We start from the raw sequence: 23,672 nt of genomic DNA on the forward strand, positions 1-23,672 counted from the left end.
CCGCTAGCGTCGGCCCCGGCGCGGGTGCGGATGTCTGGGGAGATCCATCCTCCGTCCGCGATCGCGCGCCGTGTTCAGCTCCACCCCGCATCACCACCGGATCCAAGGAGCAGTTGCATGCGTGCATGGAATCGACGCGGCGCGATCGCCGCTCTCGCGGCCGTCGTCATGGTCGCGGGCCTGGTCTCGCCGGCCTTCGCAGAGGAGCAGGCCGCGGACACCGTCAAGAGGGCTGATGCCTATGCCGGTCAGGTGCCCATCGACCGCAACGCCGCCACGGCGCTCGAGTGGCGCGCTATGCCGCTCATCGACATCGACGGCAAGGCGCGGTTCCAGGTGCTCTGGGCACCCACCCACCTGACGATCTACGTGGACGTCGACGACCCGGCGAACGAGGACGACAGCGACGGCGTGTCGATCTGGGGGTGGGGCAACCTCTGGAGGGACGGTATCGGTGACCTGAAGGGAGGCGTGTTCGGTCGACCGGGAGGGTACACGATGGTCATCGAGGCCTGGTTCGAAGACGCCGACCGGCCCGTGCCCGCGCTCGGCGACGAGATCGACTTCAACCTGATCGTCATGGATCAGAGCGGGGAAGACGTCAGCTGGATGCCGCGCGGTGAGAACGGCAAGCTCCGACTCGTCGAGGCGCTGTCGTTGGCGAAGGTCCCGCAGGCGGACGCCGCGCCCGTCGTGGACGGCGCGGTCGATGCAGCGTGGTCGAGCGCCCCCAGTGTCACGACGTCGAAGGTGGTGCTCGGAGATGCGGGGGCGGCGGCCGCGACGGTCCGCACACTCTGGGCCGGCTCGAAGCTCTTCGTGCTGGCCGAGGTCGCCGATCCCGTCATCGATGTGAGCGCCGCCGACCCGTCGTCGCAGGATTCCGTCGAGATCTTCCTCGACCCGGGCAACGCGAAGAACGGCCCCTACCGTCCGGAGGACTCGCAGATCCGCGTGAGCGCCGCGGGTGAGGTCTCGTTCGGCACGGGGGACGCGAGCTTCCAGCAGGCGCGCACTCAGGCGGCCACGGCGCTGGTCGGCGGCGGCTATCGCGTCGAGGCTTCGATCGACCTCGCCGCGGCGGGAGGACCTGGAACGGTCCACGGCCTCGACGTCCAGGTGAACGACGCCTCGGGCGGTCAGCGCACGGCGATCCGCACGTGGGCGGACCCGACCGGGACCGGTGCGCAGTCCACGGCCCGGTGGGGAACCGCGCAGCTCGTCGCACCCGAGCCGCCGAAGTCTCCCGTCAATCTCGTGCGGCCCAAGGTCACGGGCACGGGCCAGGTCGGCAACACCCTCACGGTCGACTCCGGCACGTGGGACAGGAGCGACGTGACGTTCGCCTACCAGTGGAGGCGCAACGGCGACGCCATCCCCGGCGCTACGGGCACGACATACCGCGTCGTCGAAGCCGATCGCGGAAAGGTGCTCACCGTGGCGGTGACCGCGACCGCCGCGGGCTTCCCGGCCACCGTGGCGCAGTCGAACCTGCTCTACGGCCTCTGGCCGTCGACGACATCGCTGCTCCTCTCCCGCCGCTCCTCGACGACGGCCCAGCCCGTCATCGCGCGGGTGCAGATCAAGGGCGTCGGGAGCTCTGCGGGCGGCACGGTCCAGCTGACGGCCAACGGCAAACCGCTCGGTGGGCTGCTCGCGGTCGAGTCGTGGGGCGGAGTGAGAGTGACTCTCCCGTCGCTCCCTCCCGGCGTCTACGTCATCCGGGCCGAGTTCCTGGGATCCCCGTTCGCGGCCCCGTCCAAGAGCGGGTCGGCGCTGCTCCTCCGCGCACCGTGACCGGCGGGGGTCGGACGGGCTTCGTCCGACCCCTCCTCCATTGCCGGGGCGGCTCTATGGGCTGCCGAGCCGCCGCGACGCGATGCGAGCAACGCGCGGGGAGTGGCGATGCGGAGGGAGATGAGATACGTTGTCCTCGACAACAATTCCACCCACGGTCGTTCGCAAAGGAGCGCCATGCCCACCCCCACCCGCGCCGACAAGTTCTCGTTCGGTCTCTGGACCGTCGGCTACAACGGCACCGACCCCTTCGGCGGCCCGACGCGGCCCCCGCTCGATGTCGTGCACGCCGTCGAGAAGCTCTCCGAGCTCGGCGCCTACGGCCTCACGTTCCACGACGACGACCTCTTCGCCTTCGGCTCGACCGACGCTGAGCGTCAGACGCAGATCGACCGCCTCAAGGGCGCCCTGGCCGACACGGGCCTCATCATCCCGATGGTCACGACGAACCTGTTCTCGGCCCCCGTCTTCAAGGACGGCGGCTTCACCGCGAACGACCGCGACGTGCGCCGCTTCGCGCTGCGCAAGGTCTTCCGCCAGCTCGACCTCGGTGCCGAGCTCGGCGCCAAGACGTTCGTCATGTGGGGCGGCCGCGAAGGAGCCGAGTACGACTCGGCCAAGGACATCCGCCAGGCCCTCGAGCGCTACCGCGAGGCCGTCAACCTGCTCGGCGACTACGTCACCGACAAGGGCTACGACATCCGCTTCGCGATCGAGCCGAAGCCCAACGAGCCCCGCGGCGACATCCTGCTGCCGACGCTCGGCCACGCGATCGCGTTCATCGACTCCCTCGAGCGCCCCGAGCTCGTCGGTCTCAACCCCGAGGTCGGCCACGAGCAGATGGCGGGCCTCAACTTCGCCGCCGGCATCGCGCAGGCGCTGTACCACGGCAAGCTCTTCCACATCGACCTCAACGGCCAGCGCGGCATCAAGTACGACCAGGACCTCGTGTTCGGGCACGGCGACCTGCACAACGCGTTCGCGCTCGTCGACCTCCTCGAGAACGGCGGCCCGGGCGGGGTCCCGGCCTACGACGGCCCGCGCCACTTCGACTACAAGCCCTCGCGCACCGAAGACGAGAAGGGCGTGTGGGACTCGGCCTCGGCCAACATGCAGACGTACCTGCTGCTCAAGGAGCGCGCCGCGGCCTTCCGCGCCGACCCCGAGGTGCAGGAGGCGCTCGAGGCTGCCAAGGTCTTCGAGCTGACGACGCCGACGCTCAACCCGGGCGAGACGTACGAGGACTTCCTCGCGGACCGTTCGGCCTACGAGGACTTCGACGCGTCGGTGTACCTCGGCGGCAAGGGCGGCGGCTTCGTCCGCCTGCAGCAGCTCGCGACCGAGCACCTGCTCGGCGCTCGCTGACGACGGTCACCGGATGCGGCGGCGGGGCTCATGGCTCCGCCGCCGCATCCGTCCCGGCGCAGCCTCGCGCGCCCGGGCGATCGTGTCCCACTCTCGATCGGCCAAGGGGCCGCGAGCGGTGGGAATCGGGACATGAAGAGAAGCAGCCGGGACATGGAGAAAGGCGGGGAGCCATGACGCTCGTCGTGGGAGTCGATTCGTCGACGCAGTCGTGCAAGGTCGTCGTGACGGATGCCGCAACCGGCGCCGTGGTCCGGCAGGGTCGCGCTTCGCACCCCGACGGGACCGAGGTCGATCCCGCCGCGTGGTGGGACGCCCTGCAGGGCGCGATCTCCGACGCCGGGGGACTCGAGGACGTCGACGCCTGGGCCGTCGGCGGCCAGCAGCACGGCATGGTCGTCCTGGACGCGGAGGGACGCGTCATCCGTCCTGCCCTGCTCTGGAACGACACCCGCTCGGCGGGCGCCGCGGCCGACCTGATCGCCGAGTTCGGGGCCGATGCGCTCGCGCGGCGCACGGGCCTCGTGCCGGTCGCGTCGTTCACGATCACGAAGCTGCGCTGGCTGCGCGACAACGAGCCGGCGAACGCTGCGAAGGTCGCTGCCGTCGCACTTCCGCACGACTGGCTCACCTGGCGCCTGCGCGGGTTCGGCCCCGTGGGCGAGTCGCCGCGCGGCCCCGTGCTCGAAGAGCTCGTGACGGACCGATCGGATGCCTCGGGCACGGGCTACTGGAACCCCGCGAACGACCGCTACGACCGTGACCTGCTCGTCGCCGCGCTCGGCCAGGACGCGATCCTGCCGCGCGTCCTCGGTCCGCTCGAGTGGGTCGAGGACGAAGCGGGTCGCCGCGTCGGCCCCGGCGCCGGCGACAACGCCGGCGCGGGCCTCGGCCTCGGCGCGGGCCTCGGCGACGTCGTGGTCTCGATCGGCACCTCGGGCACGGTCTTCGCAGTGAGCGAGGAGCGCACGATCGACCCGACCGGCACCGTCGCGGGCTTCGCCGACGCCGACGGGCACTTCCTGCCGCTCGTCGCGACCCTCAACGCGGCGCGCGTGCTCGATGCGATCGCGCGCCTGCTCGGCGTCGACCATGCCGAGCTCTCGCGCCTCGCCCTGGCGGCGGAGCCGGGTGCCGGGGGACTGAGCCTCGTCCCGTACTTCGAGGGCGAGCGCACCCCCAACCTCCCCGACGCGACGGCCTCGCTCACGGGCCTGACGCTCGCCTCGACGACGCGCGAGAACCTCGCTCGCGCCGCCGTCGAGGGCATGCTCTCGGGCCTCGGCGCGGGGCTCGAAGCGCTCCGCGGCCTCGGCGTGCCGCTCGAGCGCGCCCTGCTCGTCGGCGGCGGAGCGCAGTCCGAGGCGGTGCGGGTCATCGCGCCGCTCGTGCTCGGCATCCCCGTCGAGGTGCCGGAGCCGGGCGAGTACGTCGCCCTCGGCGCCGCTGGGCAGGCAGCCCGGGTCGCCGCTGCCTAGTCCGCGGCATCCCGAGTATCACGCTCGCCGCCCGGGTTCACAGGCGCTGTATAGGCGGGGTCCATAGGTTGAGATCATGGCGACCCCCGCGGATGATGCGTCTCTGAACGTCTGGGCGGCGCAGCTGAGGGCTCTGCGCGATCAGACCGAGCGATTCCTGCGGGAGTACCGCTTCGGCATGCAGGAGATCGAGACGAAGCTCTCGATCCTCCGCGAGGAGTTCGAGCACACGCACTCCTACAACCCCATCGAGCACGTCTCGAGCCGGGTCAAGTCGCCGGACAGCCTCGTCGAGAAGGTCGAGCGCAAGGGCATCGAGCCGAACTTCGACGCGATCCGCGAGCGGATCACCGACATCGCGGGCGTGCGCGTCACGTGCAGCTTCGTGTCGGACGTCTACCGACTCTTCGACCTGCTCGCGCGGCAGGACGACATCACGGTGCGCGAGGTCAAGGACTACATCGCCGAGCCGAAGCCCAACGGCTATCAGAGCCTGCACGCGATCATCGAGGTGCCCGTCTTCCTCTCGACGGGACGCGTCGACGTGCCCGTCGAGGTGCAGTTCCGCACGATCGCCATGGACTTCTGGGCGAGCCTCGAGCACAAGATCTACTACAAGTACGACAGTCAGGTTCCCGAGCGGCTGCTCGCCGAGCTCAAAGACGCCGCGGATTCGGCCGCCGAGCTCGACCACCGCATGGAGCGCCTGCACCGCGAGCTGCACGGCCCGCGCGCCGCGAAGGTCGTCGCCGTCTGAGCCCGCCCTTGCGGGCACAATGGACGGGATGCCGCAGCCGCCGTCGCCCGCAGGGTCCGACGAGCTCGACGCGATCGATGCGATCGCCGTCGAGCTGTACGCCCTGCCGCCCGCGGAGTTCACGGCGGCGCGCAACGCGCGGGCGGGGGCCGCGCCCCGGCCGGTCGGCGTCGCCGTCAAGCGGCTCGCCAAGCCCGCCGTCGCCGCCTGGGCCGTGAGCCTGCTGGCTCGGGAGGGGCAGCTGGGCGACGCGCTCGAGCTGTCGGCCGCGCTCCGCGAGGCGCAGGACGACCTCGACGCGGCTGAGCTCTCGCGGCTCGGAGGGCAGCGCCGCGCGCTCGTCGCGGCGCTCTCCAAGCAGGCCGTCGCCCTCGCACAGGAACGCGGCGTCGCCGTCGGCGCGGGCGCGCGCGAAGACCTCGAGAAGACGATCAATGCGGCCGTGATGGATGCCGGAGCCGCCGCCGCCGTCATGTCGGGCCGTCTCGTCCGGGCGCTCGAGGCGACGGGGTTCGACGCCGTCGACCTCGCGGGCGCCGTCGGCGGCACGCCCGTCGACGGCACGACGCTCGCGCCGCCTCCCTCGCGCGACGATCTCGCCGAGCGCCGCGCGCGCAGGGCCGCTGAGAAGGCGCTGCGCGAGGCCCAGCATGCGGCGTCCGAGGCCGAGCGCGCGCTCGCACGCGTCGAGGCGCGGCTCGGCAAGGCCCGCGAGCGCGCCGATCATCTGAATGAGCGGCTCGAAGAGCTGCGCGCCGAAGTGCTGCGGTTCGAGACGGATGCGCAGGCGGCCGATGCCGAGGTGGCGCGGATCGACGCGGAGCGCGCCGTGGTGGCATCCACTGCCCGCTCCGCGCAGAAGACAGCCGACTCGGCGCGCGCCGCGGTCGACGACCTGAGCGCCGGATGACCCGGCGTCCGAAGCGCGGCGGCTCCGGCTCGGGCGTGTGGTCTGCGCGCCGGCGCGCGTCCCTCGCGTTCGCGATCATGGCCGGCTTCCTCGCGATCGCCGGCGCGCTCGTCGTCGCGATCGGGGTGCGCCTCGTCGGCGACGCGCTCGAGCGGCCCGGGATCGACGACTTCTACGCCCAGCCGGCCGACGCGGCAGTCGGCGACCCGGGGACGATCGTCAAGACCGACGCGTTGCTGGGCACGCCGCTCGCGAGCCGCGCGTGGCGCATCATGTACCGCTCGACGACGGCCGCAGGAGACCCCGTCGTCGTGACGGGCGTCCTCATCGAGCCGTGGGGGCCCGCGCCCGAGGGTGGGCGGACGCTCGTCTCGTGGGGGCATCCGACGACAGGCTCGGCGCGCGACTGCGCCCCCTCCTACGGATTCGATCCCTTCCTCGGCATCGAGGGTCTGCGCCTCCTCCTGCAGCGCGGCTTCGCGGTCGTCGCGACCGACTACGCCGGTATGGGCACCGAGGGTCCCGATTCGTACCTCGTCGGCGGCACGGCGGGCCGGAACGTGCTCGACGCCGTGCGCGCCGCGCAGGAGGTGCTCGGCGAGGCCGCGAGCGACGACGTCGTGCTGTGGGGTCACTCGCAGGGCGGTCAGGCCGCACTCTTCGCCGCCGAGGAGGCGTCGAAGTACGCGCCGGAGCTCGACATCCGGGCCGTCGCGGTCGCCGCGCCCGCGGCCGATCTGTCGGACCTCATGTCGGTGCACCTCGACGACATCTCGGGCGTCACGATCGGCTCCTACGCCTTCCAGGCCTTCGCCGACACCTACGGCGACAGCGTCCCCGGCGCCGAGCTCGACACGATCCTCACCCCCGAGGCGATCGCGATCCTGCCGCAGATGAACGAGCTGTGTCTGCTCACCAACATTCCCGAGCTCCACGCGATCGGCGAGCCCGTCGTGGGGGGGCGTTCACCAAGAGCGACCCCACGAAGACCCCGCCGTGGGCGCAGCTCCTCGCCGAGAACTCCGCGGGCTCGGTCGCGTTCGACGCCCCCCTGTTCGTAGCGCAGGGCCTCGACGACACTCTCGTCGTGCCGTCCGACACGACCGACTTCGTGAAGCACGAGGCATCCCTCGGCATCCGCGTCACCTACGAGCGCATCCCCTTCGCGACGCACGCGACCGTCGCGTACCTCGCACTGCCCGGCATGATGCTGTGGCTCGACGACGTCCTGGACACCTGGTCGTTCCCGGACTGACGGCGGCGTCACGGCGGACTGACGGCGCGGTGACCCCGACGGGGTGAGCGTGCACGCCCCCGGTCCCGCTCGCGCGCCGGGATCGCTACCCTGAACGCGTGACCGGACTGGATGCGACGATCTTCCTCATCCCGGTCCTCGCGGTCCTCGCGCCACTCGTCGCGCGCGTGCTCGGCCGCTGGGTGCGGGTGCCGATCGTCGTGTTCGAGCTCGTGCTCGGCATCGTCGTCGGGCCGTCCGTGCTGGGCTGGGCGCAGCCGGCGGAGTTCGCCGAGATGCTCTCGAACTACGGACTCGCGATGCTGTTCTTCGTCGCGGGCTCCGAGATCGAGTTCGGCGCCTTCCGCGGCCGCACGGGCCGCCGGGCGATCGGCGGATGGTTCGTGAGCCTCGCAGCGGGCATCGGCGCGGCCTGGCTCCTCGCGCCCGGCGAGGCGGCCGTCGTGATCGGCATCGCGCTGTGCTCGACGGCGCTCGGCACGCTCATGCCGATCCTTCGCGACGAGGGCGAGCTGCGCACGCCCTTCGGTCAGACGATCTCAGCAGTCGGGGCGATCGGCGAGTTCGGACCGCTCATCGCGATCTCGCTCTTCCTCGGCGGGCGCAGCCCGGGGATCGCGACGATCGTGCTGCTCGTCTTCATGGCGGTCGCGGGCCTCGCGATCTGGTGGGCGTTCCGGATGCCGCAGGGGGCCCTGCACCGCTTCGTCGACGCGAGTCTGCACACGTCGGGGCAGTTCGCGATCCGCGTCGTGTTCCTGATCCTCGCGGTGCTCGTCGCCGTCAGCGTCCTGCTCGACCTGGACATGCTGCTCGGCGCGTTCACGGCCGGCATCGTATGGCGGCTCCTCATGCGCGACGCCGAGCCCGCCGCGCGAGAGGCCGTCGAGAGCAAGATCGAGGCCGTCGCCTTCGGCTTCCTCGTGCCGATCTTCTTCATCTACACGGGCGTCACGTTCGACCTCGCGGCGCTCCTCGCCGACCCGGCGCTGCTGCTCGCGCTGCCGCTGATCCTCGTGCTCCTCCTGCTGATCCGCGGAGTCCCCTCCATGCTCGCCGCGCCCCTCGACGCAGACAGGCGCGACCGCATCGCCGTCGCGTTCTTCGGAGCCACGGGGCTGCCGATCATCGTCGCCGTCACGGCGATCGGCGTCGACGAGAAGATCATCACGAGCGGCGTCGCTTCGGCACTCGTCGGGGCCGGGATGCTGTCGGTGCTGCTGTATCCGCTCATCGGCACGCTCATCCGTCGTGAGCCCGTCACGGCGACCGCGCCCCTCGAGGACGACCTCGCGTGAGCCTCGAGGAGCTGTTCGCGTCCGCTCGCGCTCGCCTCGAGGGGGTGGAGCGCGAAGGGCTCGGCGAGCTCGTCCAGCCGCGCCGCGTGCTCGGCGTGCAGCGCGCGCCGCGGATCGTGCCGCGCGGAGCGGCGTGGCACCTCGGCGTCCTCCTCCTCGCGGACGACGCCGTCCTCGCGACGGGCGACATCATCCGCGCACGCGAGGAGGCGCGCCGCGGGTACACCGCCGAGTCGCAGCGGCAGCGCGCGGCGCTCATGGCCGCGGCGCGGCGCGGCGGGTTCGCCGAGGGTGCGACAGTCCACCTCGGCTGGACGGTGCTCGATCTCGCGGCGGTGGCCGCGGGCGCGGCATCCGGTCCCCTCGCTCTCGTGGACGGCGTGCCGAGCGTCCGCTGGAGCCCGCGCGGCGGATTCGCACCCCTCGAGGGCTACCTTGCGGAGCGCGTCTCGCTGCTGACCGAGCCACCGCCGGGCGCGAGCTGAGCCGGCGCGGGGCGTCTGTCAAGCCCGCGCGGCGCGACCCGTCTCGTCCGTATCGTCGGTCGCATGACCGCCGCAGCAACCTCGCCGCACCTCGACGCGGCATCCCGTCCCGCCGACCTCGCCCGCCAGATCGCCATCATCTGCGCGACGTGCTTCATGATCGTCGCGGCCGCCGTCGGCACGGGGGCCCTCGGCGGCACGCCCGTGCAGGACCTCCAGGGCGGTGCGCTCGACACCGACGGCTCGTATCTCGCGCCCGCGGGCCCTGCGTTCTCGATCTGGAGCGCGATCTACCTGCTCCTCATCGCCTACACCGTGTGGCAGGCGCTGCCGGGGCAGCGCGGCGACCGCCGTCAGCGCGCGATCGGCTGGTGGGTCGCCCTCACGGCGCTGCTCAACGGCCTGTGGCTCCTCGCGGCGCAGTTCGCGACGCTCCCCGTGACCGTCGTCGTGATCCTGCTGCTCGCCGCCGCGCTCGGGGTCACATTCCAGCGGACCGTCGCCGTGCCCGCCGAGGGCATCGCCGACCGGATCTTCATCGACGGCACGACGGGCCTGCACCTCGGCTGGGTCACGCTCGCGAGCGTCGCGAACACAGCGGCGTGGCTCACGGCCTCGGACCTCGACGTCGCGCTGCCCGACGTGTGGGGTGTCGTCGTCCTCGCGGTCGTCGCGGCCATCGGCGTCGCGATCGCCGTGGCCGGCCGCGGGCGCTTCGCACCGGGCCTCGCCATCGCGTGGGGCCTCGGCTGGCTCGGGGTCGGCCGGCTCACGGGCGAGCCCGCGAGCACGCCCATCGGCATCGCCGCGATCGCCGTCGCCGTCATCGTCCTCGTCGTGCCGGTCGCGATGGGCGTGCGGCGCGCGTCACGGGGCAGTCGGTGGTTCCGGCCGTGACGCGGCGAGCTCAGCCGGCCCGAATCTGCGGGCGAAGGCGCGCAGGAGGCGCACGGGTTCGGTGACGGATGCCGCGAGCACCTGTCCCGCGATGCGGTCGTAGTCGCGCGCATCGAAGTACCCGTCATCGCGGTACACGGCCATGCGCCGCGTGAACGCCTTCGTGGTGGGCTCGGGGTGGAACTGCGTCGCATAGAGGCGGTCGCCGACGCGGTACGCCTGCACGGGACACTGCGGATTGGTCGCGAGCAGGATGCCGCCCGGAGGCGGCTCGGCCGAGCCCTCCTTGTGCGCCGTGAGCGCCGAGAATCGCGTCGCGAGCTCGCCGAAGATCGGATCGGACTGCGCCTCGGGCACGAGGCTCACGACGGTCGCGCCCGTGTCCTCGGGGTAGGCGCGACTCACTTCGCCGCCGAGCAGCCGCGTCACGACGCCGATGCCGTAGCACGTGAAGAGCGCGGTCGTCTCGGCGGAGGCGGCCCGCGCCGCGATCCGCTCGAGGTCCGCTTCGAGGCGGCGCTGCACGTCGGTCTTCGTCGACTCGGGATCCGTCGTGTTGAAGGGGCTCCCGCCGACGAGGAAGCCGCTGTAGCGGTCGAAGACGTCGTCGGGCAGCGGCTCGCGGACGAGGTCGTGCTGGGCGAGGCCCGACTCGTCGAGCCTCGTCGCCTGCCGGAACGACTCGTACTCGGCCACCGCGGCGCCCTGCTGCGGGCGCACGCAGACGTACAGCAGCGGCGGACGCGTCATGGCGCGATTCTAGGACGCGACGGCCCTCTCCCGCCTGTCCACCGTCACGCGGCGTCCCGGCCGCTTACGCGCGCGACGAATTCGCCGTGCGGCCCCGGACGATCCCGACGAACGCCTCGACGAGCGGCGTGGTGCGGTCGGCGGGCCACGCGAGCGCGACGGACGAGATCGGACCGTCGCGAAGGGGGATGGATGCCGCGTCCCGCCGCCGGTGCAGGCGCGCGAGCGACATCGGCACGATGACCGCGCCGACGCCGGCCGCGACCGTCGCGATGGCCTCCTCCGTCGTCGCGGGGGGCGCGAAGGCCGGAGCGACGGCATCCGGGATCTCGAGCCCCAGCACATCGTCGGCGGGCGTGATGACGATCTCGCCCGCGAGGTCGGAGAGCTCGAGCTCGTCCGCCGCCGTCAGGTGCGAATCCTTCGACACGACGACGACCGCGACCTCGTCGTACAGCGGGATGACGTGCAGGCCGTCGCGCTCGATCGGGAGACGGACGATCGCGGCATCGAGCGCCCCGCCCGCGAGTTCCGCCCGCTGGTCGGCGGCGGCGAGGGGCCGGAGGTCGAGCTCGACGTGCGGCATCCGCTCGCGCCACGTGTCGATCCACTTGCCGGGCGTCGCGCCGGGGACCGCGCCGAGGACGAACGACGTCGGCAGCTCGAGGGCCGGCGCGTCGGGCGCCTGCGGACTCGGCTGGGGCGCGCGGCGCTGCGGCGGCTTCGCGGACTTCGGCTTCGCGGGCTTGGCCGACGCTCCGCCGAGGCGGCGGGGGGCGGCATCCTTCCGCCCCTTCCGGGGCGCGCCTCGTGAACCACCGCCCTTCGCCATCCCGTCAGCGTACCGGGGCGCTATCGTTCGCTCATGATCCCCATCCTTGCGACGGTCTTCGCCGGGCTCGCCGCCCTGCTGCACGTCTACATCTTCGTCATGGAGAGCGTGCAGTGGACCCAGCCACGCATCTGGAAGCGGTTCGGAGTCCCCGACCAGGCGACGGCCGATGCGACGAAGCCGATGGCGTACAACCAGGGCTTCTACAACCTGTTCCTCGCGGTGGGCGCGATCATCGGGCTCGCGCTGTTCTGGGCGGGCGGCCCGGGAACTGTCGCCGACGTCGCGGGGCGCACCCTCGTGCTGTTCAGCCTCGCGTCGATGGTCGCGGCGGCGCTCGTGCTGATCACGACGGGCTCGAAGTATCTGCGCCCGGCGCTCATCCAGGGCACCCTCCCGCTGATCGGGTTCGTGCTGTTCCTCTTCGTCTGAGGTTCGCGCGCGTTACGGGCGGCGGCTGTCAGCCGCACACGCCCCACTGCCCCACGTCCTGAGCACGGGCGGCCGCCTCCGTCGACGTGAAGAGCGTCGCGTAGGCGTGGTTCGGCTCGACCGCCATCGCCTCGGCATCGCCCGCCGCGACGAGTTCGTGGTTGATGAAGCGGCCGTCGTCGGTCCAGAGGTAGAGCAGATACCGCTCGTAGCGGTCCTGCGGGTCGACGTCGAACGCGGCCCAGAGCGTCGATCCCTCGGGGGCGAGCGTTGCGAGATGAGTGCGTGCGTCCTCCGCCCCGCACTCGCTCGGGTCGCCGAGTTCGGGGGTGTCGATCCCGATGAGGCGCACGCGCACCTCGTCCGCCGTCGGCATCGCGTCGTTCGGAGCCTGCGGCGTCGCGCGCAGCGTGTCGCCGTCCCATACCGAGGCGACGGTCATCGGGAACGCGTCGGCGGGCCGGGCCGGAACCTCGACGCCCGGCACCGCGACCGGCTCATCGCAGCACGAGGACTGGAAGGGGTGGAGGTACCACCACAGACCCACGACGACGGCACCGATGATCGCGACCGTCAGGATCGCGCGGACTCCTGCTCGCACAGACAGACCCTAGCCGCGGGCCCCGACATCCCGCTCCGGCTCTCAGCGAGCGTCGTCCGCGTCGTCAACGGGAACGTCGTGGGCGCTCGAGAACAGCCCGCGCCGTCGCCCAGCGACGACAGCCCAGTGGGCCAGGGCCAGGGTCAGGCGGCCAGGCGCAGCCCGCGGCGGTCCGTCGCGACGTTCTCGCCGTCGCCGATCGTCTCGTCGTCGCCGATGAGCGAGCCGACCGCCACGCGTGCATCGCGGCCGACCTGCGTGCGCACGCCGATCTTCGCGCCCGCCCCGATCGCAGCGCGCGAGCCGATGTGGGCGTGCGGCGCGATGTCGGCGTCCGGGCCGATGACGGCATCCGATTCGACCCATACCCCGCGGCCGACGTGAGCCCCCGCGGCGATCTGGACCCCGGGCTCGACATAGGCGCCCACCTCGACGATCGCGCTCGGGTGGACCTTCGCGCCGTGCGCGATCAAGCCGCGCCCGTTGGTGTGCTTGCGATAGCGCAGCGTCTCGCCACGGTCGTTCTCGATGTCGATGTAGTTCTTGCCCACGGTCCCCTCCTGCGGTGCCTCTGAGCACCGAGTAATGAAATAACGGGGTTCGCAGGAGTTTCATTCCCGCGCATGCGCGCGGGCTGTCAGGGCGCTGTGAAGCGGCTCAGACTTCGGGTGAATCCGGCGTCTTCGCGCGGGGACGGCGGGCGACGAGATAGATGATCGCGGCCACGAGGGCGGCGAGTCCGAGACCCACGACCCAGGGCACCCAGCTCGCGGTGCCGCCGTCATCAGGTGCCGCTTCGGGGCTCGGCGACGCCGATTCGGTCGGCGTCGGAGTCGGCGTGGGCGTGGGAGTGGCCGTCGGCGTCGGGGTGGGTGTCGCGGTCGGCGACGCGGCCGGCTCGGTCGGTGCGACGGTGGGCTCGGGCGGCGCGACGGTGGGCTCGGGCGGTGCGACGGTCGGCTCGATCGTGGGTTGACGGGTCGGCTCGACGGTGGGCTCCGCCGTCGGCGACGGCTCGGCCGTGCGCGTCGGCAGGATCGGAGTGCGGCTGGGCTCGGGGAGCGTGACCGTGGGGGACGGCAGCGTGATCGTGGGGGACGGCAGCGTGATGGTCGGCGAGGGGAGGCCGCCCTCGATGAGCGAGCATCCCGAGAGCAGCAGGGCGGATGCCGCGATCGCGAACGCGAACGCCCGCAGACGCCGCGGCGTCCCGTGCGACTTCGACATGAGAGGCTCCTCCACTCGGCAGGGCGTCTGCCTCGACAGCACGCTATCCCCGACGGCGCGCACGGCGACGGACGCTCGCCCGTGCGGTGTGAATCGCGGTCGCCTCAGCGCTGGCAGGACGGGCACCAGAACACGTTGCGCTCCCGCGTCGGGTCCGCCCCGAGCGACCCGCCCCGGATGATCGTGCCGCAGCGCCGGCACGGTCTCCCCGCCCGCCCGTAGACCCACGTCGAGCGGCCCGCGCGCGGATCGCCCGTGAAGGTCCGGCCCGAGCGGTCGCGGTTCGCCCGGATCATGCGGGCTCCGAGGTCGACGAGCGCCGCGGCATCCGTCTGATCCGCCGGTGTTGTGGGCAGGATGCCGCGCACGAACAGGATCTCATTGACGTACTCGTTGCCGAAGCCCGCGATGCTGCGCTGATCCTGCAGTGCGACGTGGACGGCCCGCGCATCGGCGCCCAGGCGCCGCGCGGCCTCCGCCGGGTCCCAGTCGTCCGACAGGGGGTCCGGGCCGAGGTGCCCGACGAGGCGCTCTTCGTCCCGCGTCGGCACGACCTCGATCTGCGCGAGGTCGAACCCGACGGTCTCGCTCGCGTTCGTCCCGACGATCGCGCGGGCCTTGAAGGCGGGCGCGCGCCACTTCTCGCCGGGGCGGTAGACGTGCCATTCGCCCTCCATCTTGAGATGCGAGTGCAGACTCCAGTCCCCGATGCGGTGCAGCAGGTGCTTGCCGCGCGAGACGACGCCGTGCACGGTCTCGCCCCGCAGGTCGACCGTGGCGGCCTGCGGAACGCGCAGCTCGAACCGCGTCACCTCCTGCCCCGCGAGCGCGTCGTTCAGCCGCCGCGCCGTGCGGAAGACGGTGTCGCCCTCAGGCACGCGTCACCTCCGCGCGACGGCCGCAGGCGTGGGGGCCGATTCAGGCACGTGTCGCCTCCCGCGCGGCATCGCCCGCCGTGAGCCGGCGCAGCGTGAGCCCGCGCGGAGACTCGACGAATCCGGCATCGCGCAGCGCCTGCCCGACCGACGTCGTGTAGACGAAGACGCCGTTGACCTGCTCGATCGTGAGGGTGTCGAGTCGACGCGCGCGCGCCGTCGCGGCGAGGTCTCGCGCGGCCGCCGCGAGGCGTTCGGCATCGTCGGTGAAGGCGAGCGCGGATTTTCCGCCGCGCTCGAGATACAGGGTGAGCGTGCCGTCGACGAGCACGACGAGCGCTCCCGCCTTGCGCCCCGGCCGATGCCCCACGCCCTCGAGGGCCGCCCAGCCGAGGGCAGCGCCGTACGGATTCGCGGGGTCTGTCGCCGCGAGGGTCACCGCGCGCAGCGGCGCCGGATCGGGGAGGGCTGCGAACTCGCGCAGCCGATCGACCGTCGCCGAGGCCGCGAACTGCGCCGCGCCCAGCCGCTCGATGACGTACCCGCGGCGGCAGTGGCCCGCCTCTTCGAAGCCCGCCAGCACGCGGTACACCTGCGCGAAGCCGCCCGGGACGCCCTCGGACTGCACCGCGCCGCGCGTCACGACGCCGTACCGGTCGAGCAGCAGACTCGCCGCGGCCGTCGCGCGCATCGCCGCGTCGGGCTCGGGTTCGGGCAGCAGCGACCAGCGGCCCCCGATCGAGGGGGGACGCGGAGGGACGGATGCCGCGACAGTCCGCGCCGCCGCGCCCCTGTACATCCGCGTCCGTGGTGCGCGGCGCGAAACCTTGTGGGCCTGCGACCCGCCCGCGATGAGCGTGCGCACGGGGGCGAAGGTGTCGTTCGTGATGCGCCCGCTCCACGTGAGGTTCCAGAGGGCCTCGATGATCGACTGCTCGTTCTCGGCGCCCGTCAGCTGCCGCAGCTGCGCCGCGAAGTACGCGCCGCCCCCGCCGAGCGCCGCGAGCAGCTGCGCTTCGAGGCTGCCGTCGACCTCGTCGGCGGCAGCGAGCGTGAGCGGAGCGGTGTCAGCGGGATGCAGTGCGATCCAGCCGTCGCGTCCGGGCAGCGCACCGTGGCCCGACCAGACGACCTCGCCCGTCGCCGTCAGCTCGTCGAGCATCGCGGGGGCGTAGTCCGCGACGCGCGAGGGAAGCACGAGCGCCTCCCATGCGCTCGCGGGGATCGGCACGCCCGCGAGCTGCTCGATCACGGCCGCGACGCCGTCGATCCCCTCGAGCGGCCGGGTCACGTGCTGCCACGTGGGAAGGAAGCGGGCGTACGCCTCTTGCGAGACTGGCTCGACGCTGCCGCGGATCGCGGCGAGCGAGCGCATCCGCAGCCGTCGCAGCACGGCGGTGTCGCACCATTCGGTGTCGTCGCCCCCGCCGCCGGCCGCTGCGGGGAGGAAGAAGCCGGAGGCGACGCGCCCCTGCGATTCGAGGCGCTGCAGCGTCTGCCGCACGACGGCCACGCCCACGCCGAACCGCAGCGCGACCGCGTCGGCCGTGAAGGGACCGTGGGTACGGGCGTGCCGCGCGACGAGATCGCCCAGTGGATCGGCGAGCGGATCGAGGAACGCGGTCGGGATGCCGACGGGCAGCGCGGCGCCGAGCGCATCGCGCAGGCGGCCGGCGTCTTCGATCGCCGCGACCCGGGATGCTCCGCCGATCGTGACGGGTATCGCGCGCCGCGCCGCGATGAGCGCGTCGAGGTGCGCCGACGCCTCGGCCGCGGTCGCCGCGCCCGCGCCGTCGGCGGGCTGGGCGGCGCCGTCGGCCGGCTCGAGCCGCACAGCGACCTCTGCGGCGTCGAGTGGACCCAGCATCCGGAGCAGGTCTGCAACCCCCTCGGCACCGCGCGCGCGCCGATCGGGGTCGAGCCGCTGGGCCTCGCGCTCGAACTGCAGGATGACGTCGGGGTCGAGCAGCTCGCGCATCTCGACCTTGCCGAGCAGCTCCGACAGCAGCGCGGGGTCGACCGAGAGTGCGGCGGCTCGGCGTTCGGCGAGGGGCGAGTCGCCCTCGTACATGAATGCGCCCACGTAGCCGAAGAGCAGATCGCGCGCGTACGGCGAGGGCTGCGAGGGCTCGGTCTCGACGAGCCGGATGCGGCGGTCGCCGATGCCGCGCGCGATGCGCAGGAGGGCCGGGACGTCGTACACATCCTGCAGCACCTCGCGGAGGGTCTCGAGGATGATCGGGAACGTCGGATGCCGCCGCGCGACCTCGAGCAGCTGCGCCGAGCGCTGCCGCTGCTGCCACAGCGGACTGCGGCGGTTGGGATTGAGGCGCGGCAGGAGCAGGGCGCGTGCGGCGCACTCCCGGAAGCGTGACGCGAACAGCGCCGAGCCGCCGACCTCGTCCGTCACGAGCTGCTCGAGCTCGTCGGCGTCGAAGACGAACAGCTCGGCTCCGGGCGGCTCGGCCGTGGCATCCGGAATCCGCGCGATGATGCCGTCGTCGCTCGCGACCGCCGACCCGTCGACGCCGAGCCGCTCGCGGATGCGCGCGCCGACGGCCAGCGCCCACGGGGCGTGCACCGGCATGCCGTACGGAGAATGCAGGATGATGCGCCAGTCGCCGACCTCGTCGCGGCCGCGTTCGACCGTGAGCGAGCGGTCGGTGGGCAGCGTGCCGGTCGCCTCGCGCTGCTCGGCGAGATACGCCATCAGGTTGCCGCGCGCGTTGGCGTCGAGCCCTGCCTCGATGAGCCGCTCCTCGGCGGCCTCTGGCTTCGCGGCCGACACTTCGCGCGCGAACGCGCCGAGCGCCTCGCCGAGCTCGGCGGGCCTGCCCAGTCCGTCGCCGTGCCAGAACGGCACCTTGCCGGGCTGGCCGAAGGCGGGCACGACGTTCACGCGGTCGTGCGTGATCTCGGCGATGCGCCAGCTCGTCGTGCCGAGAGTGAAGACGTCGTTGACGCGCGACTCGTAGACCATCTCCTCGTCGAGCTCGCCGACGCGGGCGTTGCGCGTCTCGCCCGCGACGAAGACGCCGAAGAGGCCGCGGTCGGGGATCGTGCCGCCGCTCGTGACTGCGATGCGCTGCGCGCCGGGTCGGCCGGTGAGCACCCCGAGGTCGCGGTCCCACACGAGACGGGGCCGCAGCTCTGCGAACTCGTCGGAGGGGTAGCGGCCCGCGAGCAGGTCGAGCGTCGCCTCGTACGCCGAGCGGGGGAGCGCGCGGAACGGCGCGCTGCGCTTGACCGTCTCGTACCAGCCCTCGACGTCGACGGGACCGACCGCGCATGCCGCGACGGTCTGCTGCGCGAGGATGTCGAGCGGATTCTGTGGCACGGCGATCGCCTCGATGCGCCCCGAGAGCATGCGCTCCGTGACGATCGCGGTGTGCAGGACGTCGCCGCGGTGCTTGGGGAAGAGCGCGGCGCGACTGATCTCGCCGACCTGGTGCCCCGCGCGGCCCACGCGCTGCAGCCCCGACGCGGCCGACGGCGGAGCCTCGACCTGGATGACGAGGTCGACCGCGCCCATGTCGATGCCGAGTTCGAGACTCGACGTCGCCACGACGCAGCGCAGGATGCCGGACTTGAGCTCCTCCTCGACCTGCGCACGCTGCTCTTTCGAGACCGACCCGTGGTGGGCCTTCGCGAGCACAGGTGCGGCGCCGGCTGTCGCTCCCGCCTGCGCCTCCCCGATCGCCCCTCCAGACGGCGCATACGCGCCGTCCGGAGCCTCTGCTCCGTGGGCCCGCATCCCTGCAGGGATCGTCTGCTCCGCCAGCTCGAGCCCCAGTCGCTCCGAGTAGATCTCGTTGAGGCGGCCGGTCAGGCGCTCGCCGAGGCGGCGCGAGTTGACGAAGACGATCGTCGACTGATGCTGCAGGATGCGATCGACGATCGCCTCCTCGACGTGCGGCCACAGCGAGCCCGTCACCTCGGTCGACTCGGGGCGCGGCGGCGCGAACCAGTCCTCGTCGGTCGCCGACTCGGAGACGGGCTCGGGTTCGGCGGCCGGGGGCGGCGGGTTGAGCATGTCGTCGACCGGCACGACGACGCTCAGGTCGAACGTCTTCGAGGCCTTCGGCGCGACGATCTCGACGGGGGCCGCGCCGCCGAGGAACCGCGCGACCTCGTCGATGGGTCGCACCGTCGCCGAGAGGCCGATGCGCTGCGCCGGGGGCGAGCCCGGCGCGAGGGACTCGCGCAGCGCGTCGAGCCGCTCGAGGCTCACGGCGAGGTGCGCGCCGCGTTTGGTCGCCGCGACGGCGTGCACCTCGTCGACGATCACGGTGTGCACGTTCGCGAGCGTCTGCCCAGCCTGGCTCGTGAGCATGAGGTACAGCGACTCGGGCGTCGTGATGAGGATGTCGGGCGGAGCCGTCACGAGCTTGCGGCGGTCGCTCGAGGTCGTGTCTCCCGAGCGGACTCCGACCGTGACATCCGGAACCGACAGCCCCAGCCTGCGCGCCGACTGGCCGATGCCGACGAGCGGCGAGCGGAGATTGCGCTCGACGTCGACGCCGAGCGCCTTGAGGGGAGAGATGTAGAGGATGCGGGTGGGGGATGCCGCGGACTCCCGGGCTCGCTTCTTGCCGGCTGCCACGGCCGCGGGCTTGTCGCGGAAGACGCGGTCGATCGCCCAGAGGAACGCCGACAGCGTCTTGCCCGAGCCCGTCGGCGCGACGACCAGCGCGTGCTTGCCGTGCGAGATCGCGTCCCACGCGCCGATCTGCGCCGAGGTGGGCGCCGCGAACGCGCCGCGGAACCAGTCCTGCGTGGCTGGGCTGAACCGCTCGAGCGTCGCCCGCGCTGAGCTTGTCGAAGCGTCGCTCATCCCTCTATCCTCGCCCCGGGTTCCGACATGCGGGCCGCGCTGCGAGCAGCGGGCGTCAGTAGCGCTCGAGGGGGATGAGCAGCCAGAGCAGCAGATAGAGCCAGAGGGAGAGCCCGAAGAACACGACCGACCCGACCATGAGCACGCGCACGACGGTGACGCTCATCTCGAAGCGGTTCGCGATAGCGAGGCAGACGCCGCCGATGACGCGGCCGGCGCGGGGTCGGACGAGTTGGGCCATGCCGCCCATCCTGCCCTCATCCTCCCCGCACCGGTAGACGTCACTGCTCCGCGATCGTGCCGTCCTGCGAGAGCTCGAGCACGAGGTTCACGCCGAGTCGCTCGAGGAATGCGTCGTCGTGGCTCACGACGAGCACCGCGCCGCGGTAGGCCGAGAGCGCCTCGACGAGCCGGTCGACCGTGTCGAGGTCGAGGTTGTTCGTCGGCTCGTCGAGCACGAGCAGCTGCGGGGGCGGGTCGGCCAGCAGCAGCCGCGCGAGCGCGACGCGGAACCGCTCGCCGCCCGAGAGCGTCGCGACGGGCCGCATCGCGGCGTCGCCGCGGATGAGGAACCGCGCGAGGCGATTGCGCAGCTCTCCCGTCGGGATCTCGGGGGCGCCCGCCGCGATGTTCTCGAGCGCGGACGCCGCCTCGTCGAGCCCGTCCATACGCTGCGGCAGGTAGCCGATCCGGTCGGTGAGCGCCGTCGCTCGTGCACAACTCCGGAGGATCGGCGCGCCGCGGTCCGTCAGCGCGCTATCCCATGTCGATTCCGCCGGATCTCCGGAGTTGTGCACGACCGGCCCGACGAGCCTCTCGAGCAGGGTCGTCTTGCCCGACCCGTTGGGGCCGATCAGCGCGACCCTCTCCGGGCCCTGCACCGTCCACGATTGGACGCCGTCGCCGACCGTCGCGATGCGGCGCCCCGCCGGCACGTCGGGGTCGGGCAGGTCGATGCGCAGCGCGTCGTCGTCGCGAACGCGGCGCTCGGCTGCGTCGAGCACCGCCCGCGCGGAGGCCTCGCGATCGGCCTTCTCGCCCCGCATCTTGCCCGCCGATACCTGCGCGGCGCGCTGGAGGTTGCCCGCGACGATCGGGGGCACGCGCTTCTGGAACTGGGCCTTGCGACCCATCGCGGCGCGCTTTGCGAGCTTGGACTCGGCCTCGATGCGCTCGCGCTTCTCGCGCTTGACGGCCTGCGCCGCCGACCGCTCGGCCTGCCGGGCGGCGCCCTGCTCGGCATCCAGCCACGCGCGCCAGGCCGAGTACGGCCCGCCGAACACCGACAGCTCGTTCGCGTACAGCTCGGCCGTGTCGTCCACGAGCTCGAGCAGCGCCGTGTCGTGGCTCACGACGATGAGCGCTCCGCGCCAGTTCTGCACCATCGAGTAGAGCCGTGCCCGGGCGTCGCGGTCGAGGTTGTTCGTCGGCTCGTCGAGCAGCACGACGGGAGCACCGCGCAGCCGGATGCCCGCGATCGCCGTGAGCATCGCCTCGCCGCCCGACAGCGCGCCGACGCGTCGCTCGAGCATGTCGGGTGCCAGGCCCGCCTCGGCGAGCGCGGTGTGCGCGCGGGCCTCGATGTCCCAGTCGGCCCCGACGGCGTCGAAGTGGCGAGGATCGGGATCGCCCGCCTCGATCGCGCGCAGGGCGCGCAGCGCCGAGCCGACGCCGAGCAGGTCGGCGACGGGGCGGTCGACGTCGAGCGTCAGCCGCTGCGGGAGGTACGCGGCATCCGTCGACCGCGAAACCCGGCCGCTGTCCGGCGCGAGCTCGCCCGCGACGAGGCGCAGCAGTGTGGACTTGCCCGAGCCGTTGCGGCCGACGAGGCCCGTACGGCCGGAGCCGAAGGCTCCCGAGACGCCCGCGAGCGCGGTCGTCCCGTCGGGCCAGGTGAAGGTGACGTCGTCGAGGACGACGGAAGGGGTGAAGGTATGAGCGGGCATCAGGTCTCCGAGGTGTCGTGTATGCACTGACACCGAGGAGCCGCGGAGCGCTCGGACGAGAATGCCGGAGGCAGGAAGGCGGCGGAGTTCGACGGGTCAGCGCGGATCGGGGCGCAGACGCGTCGAGGGTCGACGGATCAGCGCGTGGTCACAGCGCGGAAGCGACGATCTCCGTCAACGGCTTTCCTCACACTCGGGACAAGGACCGGGCCAGCATAGCGAACCGATCCTGGGAAGGAAACGGGCAACGTCCCCGCGCGGCTCAGCGGCTCAGCCGGCGAGCGCCTCGAGCTGCTTGTCGAGGAACGTCCGCACGTCGGTGAGCTCCTGCTCCGACACGCTGTGCGTGAGCCCCGCGTACACGCGGCCGCTCAGCTCGACGTGCGCGGGCAGCCAGTCGACGCTGTGCGCGACGAGGAACTCCGGGATGACGTCGTCGTTCGTCCCGCGGCCCCAGAAGACGGGCGGCTTGCGCTCGGCGAGCGAGGCGTCGCCCGGCAGGTCCCCCGGCGTCGCATAGCCCGACAGATTGACGGCGAACGCGAAGCGCTCCGGCTCGAGGCGCATCGCCTGCAGCGCGACGGCGCCGCCCTGCGAGAACCCCAGCATGCCGACGGGCGCGGGCGCGGGTGCGACGACGTCGAGCCAGTGCAGGAATCGGGATGCCGCCGCCGTCGTCTTGTCTCCGTCACGCCCGTCGAGCCCCTCGATCGGGTACCAGGAGTAGCCGGGCGCGGGCCACGGCGGGCTCAGCGGCGCCCGGACGGCGGCGACGACGAACTCGGGCGGCAGGTACGGGACGAGGCCGAAGAGGTCGCGCTCGTCAGCGCCGTAGCCGTGCAGCAGGACCAGGAGGGGGCGCCCCGCCCGCTCTGTCTCCGGTGCCGACCACAGGACGATGCCGTGATCGAGGTGCGGGGTCTGCGGCGAATCCGGGTCCACGCGCCCGGAGGCTCCGGGCGACGCGCCGGCGGCGTCTGGAGTGGGCGAAGCATCCGTCATGCCTTCCATCCTCCCAGTCGGCCCCGCGCGCGGGGTGTGGGGTATACAGGAGTCATGCCGGTGCGCACGCCTGATCCCGATCCGAACGAGAGCGACGACCAGGGCACGCCGCGCGATCCGCTCGGCGGCATCGGCGCGAGCTTCGGCGTCTCGGGGCGCCCCGTGGGCGACGGGTCGTTCGGCTCGCCGGCGCCGGGCAACGCCGCGAACCCCGGCTGGCTCACCGACATCGAGCTCGCTGAGGCGCGTCGCCGCCTGCCGATTCTCTACGTCGAGGCGATTCCGGTCCGAACCGACGGCGTGGGCGCCGTGACGCAGGTCGGGATCCTCTTGCGCGCGACCCCGCTCGGCGAGATCACGCGGTCGATCGTCTCGGGGCGGGTGCGGTACAGCGAGACGGTGCGCGACGCGCTCTTCCGCCACCTCGAGAACGACCTGGGGCCGATGGCCTTCCCCCTCCTCCCGCCGCAGCCCGTGCCGTTCACGGTCGCCGAGTACTTCCCGATGCCGGGTCTCAGCCCCTTCCACGACGACCGCCAGCACGCCGTGTCGCTCGCGTTCGTCGTGCCCGTGACGGGCACGTGCGAGCCGCGCCAGGACGCGCTCGAGGTGACGTGGATGACGCCGGAGGAAGCGGCATCCGACGCCCTCGCCGCCGAGATGGAGGGCGGCCGCGCGACGCTCGTGCGCCTCGCCCTCGCGAGCGTCGGCGCACTGCGCTGAGTCGTCGCGACGAGGGGTGAGCGGCCCGTGCCCGCGGTGTCCCCGCGCGCGGGGATTCGTCTCGGTTTCGCCAGGTAGGATTCCTGCTACCCGAGGCGCAAACGCGCCGACCCCCCCGGTGTCGCGACGGATCGCGACGTCCCTCGCCTTCCTCGCTGTCCCCCCTCTCAGAGGTGCCCGTGCGTCGGCAGGGCCGTCCGTCCGGCCT

At 72.7% G+C, this 23,672-nt stretch carries 22 protein-coding genes; 12 read left to right on the forward strand and 10 right to left on the reverse strand.

Annotation, left to right across the window (positions count from 1 at the left end; genetic code table 11):
- The first annotated feature begins 117 nt into the window (after positions 1-117).
- The 10 genes from MJ607_RS10535 to MJ607_RS10580 all read left to right on the forward strand — a co-directional run bounded on the left by MJ607_RS10535 (position 118) and on the right by MJ607_RS10580 (position 10,242).
- On the forward strand, positions 118-1,797 hold the full coding sequence (locus MJ607_RS10535; RefSeq protein WP_243075549.1) for a sugar-binding protein: 1,680 nt from the start codon (positions 118-120) through the stop codon (positions 1,795-1,797).
- 177 nt (positions 1,798-1,974) lie between these two features.
- Positions 1,975-3,162, forward strand: a complete 1,188-nt coding sequence (gene xylA, locus MJ607_RS10540) for a xylose isomerase (protein WP_243075550.1) — start codon at positions 1,975-1,977, stop codon at positions 3,160-3,162.
- Between the two features lie 173 nt (positions 3,163-3,335).
- Positions 3,336-4,640 carry a xylulokinase gene (locus MJ607_RS10545; RefSeq protein ID WP_243075551.1) on the forward strand — a complete coding sequence of 435 codons (1,305 nt, stop codon included), beginning with the start codon at positions 3,336-3,338 and terminating at the stop codon, positions 4,638-4,640.
- Positions 4,641-4,716: 76 nt separating this feature from the next.
- A complete protein-coding gene (locus tag MJ607_RS10550; protein WP_243075552.1) occupies positions 4,717-5,397 on the forward strand; it encodes a GTP pyrophosphokinase family protein in 681 nt (226 codons plus the stop codon).
- Positions 5,398-5,425: 28 nt separating this feature from the next.
- A complete protein-coding gene (locus MJ607_RS10555; protein WP_243075553.1) occupies positions 5,426-6,307 on the forward strand; it encodes a transposase in 882 nt (293 codons plus the stop codon).
- Complete coding sequence (locus MJ607_RS10560) at positions 6,304-7,368, forward strand: alpha/beta fold hydrolase (RefSeq protein ID WP_243075554.1); 1,065 nt, start codon at positions 6,304-6,306, stop codon at positions 7,366-7,368. Before MJ607_RS10555 ends, MJ607_RS10560 begins: the two co-directional genes overlap by 4 nt.
- A 26-nt stretch (positions 7,369-7,394) precedes the next feature.
- The gene (locus tag MJ607_RS10565; RefSeq protein ID WP_243075555.1) at positions 7,395-7,562 is read left to right on the forward strand and encodes a hypothetical protein; all 168 of its coding nucleotides are present in this window, start codon (positions 7,395-7,397) and stop codon (positions 7,560-7,562) included.
- A 98-nt stretch (positions 7,563-7,660) separates the two neighbouring features.
- Positions 7,661-8,860, forward strand: coding sequence for a cation:proton antiporter (locus MJ607_RS10570; protein WP_243075556.1), 1,200 nt, complete (start codon positions 7,661-7,663; stop codon positions 8,858-8,860).
- Positions 8,857-9,345, forward strand: coding sequence for a glutaminase (locus MJ607_RS10575; RefSeq protein ID WP_243075557.1), 489 nt, complete (start codon positions 8,857-8,859; stop codon positions 9,343-9,345). The genes MJ607_RS10570 and MJ607_RS10575 overlap by 4 nt, the downstream gene beginning before the upstream one ends.
- A 63-nt stretch (positions 9,346-9,408) precedes the next feature.
- Complete coding sequence (locus MJ607_RS10580) at positions 9,409-10,242, forward strand: tryptophan-rich sensory protein (RefSeq protein ID WP_243075558.1); 834 nt, start codon at positions 9,409-9,411, stop codon at positions 10,240-10,242.
- Here the strand turns inward: MJ607_RS10580 and MJ607_RS10585 are convergent.
- On the reverse strand, positions 10,213-10,992 hold the full coding sequence (locus tag MJ607_RS10585; RefSeq protein WP_243075559.1) for a GMP synthase: 780 nt from the start codon (positions 10,990-10,992) through the stop codon (positions 10,213-10,215). The two genes, MJ607_RS10580 and MJ607_RS10585, sit on opposite strands and share 30 nt — an antisense overlap.
- 64 nt (positions 10,993-11,056) lie before the next feature.
- Positions 11,057-11,824, reverse strand: a complete 768-nt coding sequence (locus MJ607_RS10590) for a LysR family substrate-binding domain-containing protein (protein WP_243075560.1) — start codon at positions 11,822-11,824, stop codon at positions 11,057-11,059.
- Positions 11,825-11,857: 33 nt separating this feature from the next.
- On the opposite strand from MJ607_RS10590, the gene MJ607_RS10595 reads away from it, so the two are divergent.
- Complete coding sequence (locus MJ607_RS10595; protein ID WP_243075561.1) at positions 11,858-12,256, forward strand: DUF1304 domain-containing protein; 399 nt, start codon at positions 11,858-11,860, stop codon at positions 12,254-12,256.
- 28 nt (positions 12,257-12,284) lie between these two features.
- On the opposite strand, the gene MJ607_RS20200 is transcribed toward MJ607_RS10595, so the two are convergent.
- The 8 genes from MJ607_RS20200 to MJ607_RS10635 all read right to left on the reverse strand — a co-directional run bounded on the left by MJ607_RS20200 (position 12,285) and on the right by MJ607_RS10635 (position 22,741).
- On the reverse strand, positions 12,285-12,857 hold the full coding sequence (locus MJ607_RS20200; protein WP_243075562.1) for a thermonuclease family protein: 573 nt from the start codon (positions 12,855-12,857) through the stop codon (positions 12,285-12,287).
- Positions 12,858-13,000: 143 nt separating this feature from the next.
- A complete protein-coding gene (locus MJ607_RS10605; RefSeq protein WP_243075563.1) occupies positions 13,001-13,408 on the reverse strand; it encodes a transferase in 408 nt (135 codons plus the stop codon).
- A gap of 106 nt (positions 13,409-13,514) precedes the next feature.
- A complete protein-coding gene (locus tag MJ607_RS10610) occupies positions 13,515-14,084 on the reverse strand; it encodes a hypothetical protein (RefSeq protein WP_243075564.1) in 570 nt (189 codons plus the stop codon).
- Positions 14,085-14,188: 104 nt separating this feature from the next.
- On the reverse strand, positions 14,189-14,962 hold the full coding sequence (locus MJ607_RS10615) for a DNA-formamidopyrimidine glycosylase family protein (RefSeq protein WP_243075565.1): 774 nt from the start codon (positions 14,960-14,962) through the stop codon (positions 14,189-14,191).
- A 40-nt stretch (positions 14,963-15,002) separates the two neighbouring features.
- The gene (locus tag MJ607_RS10620) at positions 15,003-19,793 is read right to left on the reverse strand and encodes an ATP-dependent helicase (RefSeq protein WP_243075566.1); all 4,791 of its coding nucleotides are present in this window, start codon (positions 19,791-19,793) and stop codon (positions 15,003-15,005) included.
- Between the two features lie 55 nt (positions 19,794-19,848).
- Positions 19,849-20,034 (reverse strand): PspC domain-containing protein, encoded by a 186-nt coding sequence (locus tag MJ607_RS10625; protein WP_243075567.1) that lies wholly within the window; start codon positions 20,032-20,034, stop codon positions 19,849-19,851.
- A 40-nt stretch (positions 20,035-20,074) separates the two neighbouring features.
- A complete protein-coding gene (locus MJ607_RS10630; protein WP_243075568.1) occupies positions 20,075-21,739 on the reverse strand; it encodes an ABC-F family ATP-binding cassette domain-containing protein in 1,665 nt (554 codons plus the stop codon).
- 270 nt (positions 21,740-22,009) lie between these two features.
- Positions 22,010-22,741: an alpha/beta hydrolase gene (locus MJ607_RS10635; RefSeq protein WP_243075569.1), complete on the reverse strand. Its 732-nt coding sequence runs from the start codon at positions 22,739-22,741 to the stop codon at positions 22,010-22,012.
- A gap of 54 nt (positions 22,742-22,795) precedes the next feature.
- Between MJ607_RS10635 and MJ607_RS10640 the strand changes: the two genes are divergently transcribed.
- On the forward strand, positions 22,796-23,464 hold the full coding sequence (locus MJ607_RS10640; protein WP_243075570.1) for an NUDIX hydrolase family protein: 669 nt from the start codon (positions 22,796-22,798) through the stop codon (positions 23,462-23,464).
- Positions 23,465-23,672: the final 208 nt, after the last annotated feature.

The sequence above is a fragment of the Microbacterium sp. SS28 genome (assembly GCF_022761035.1).
In the GTDB taxonomy this organism is placed as follows: domain Bacteria; phylum Actinomycetota; class Actinomycetes; order Actinomycetales; family Microbacteriaceae; genus Microbacterium.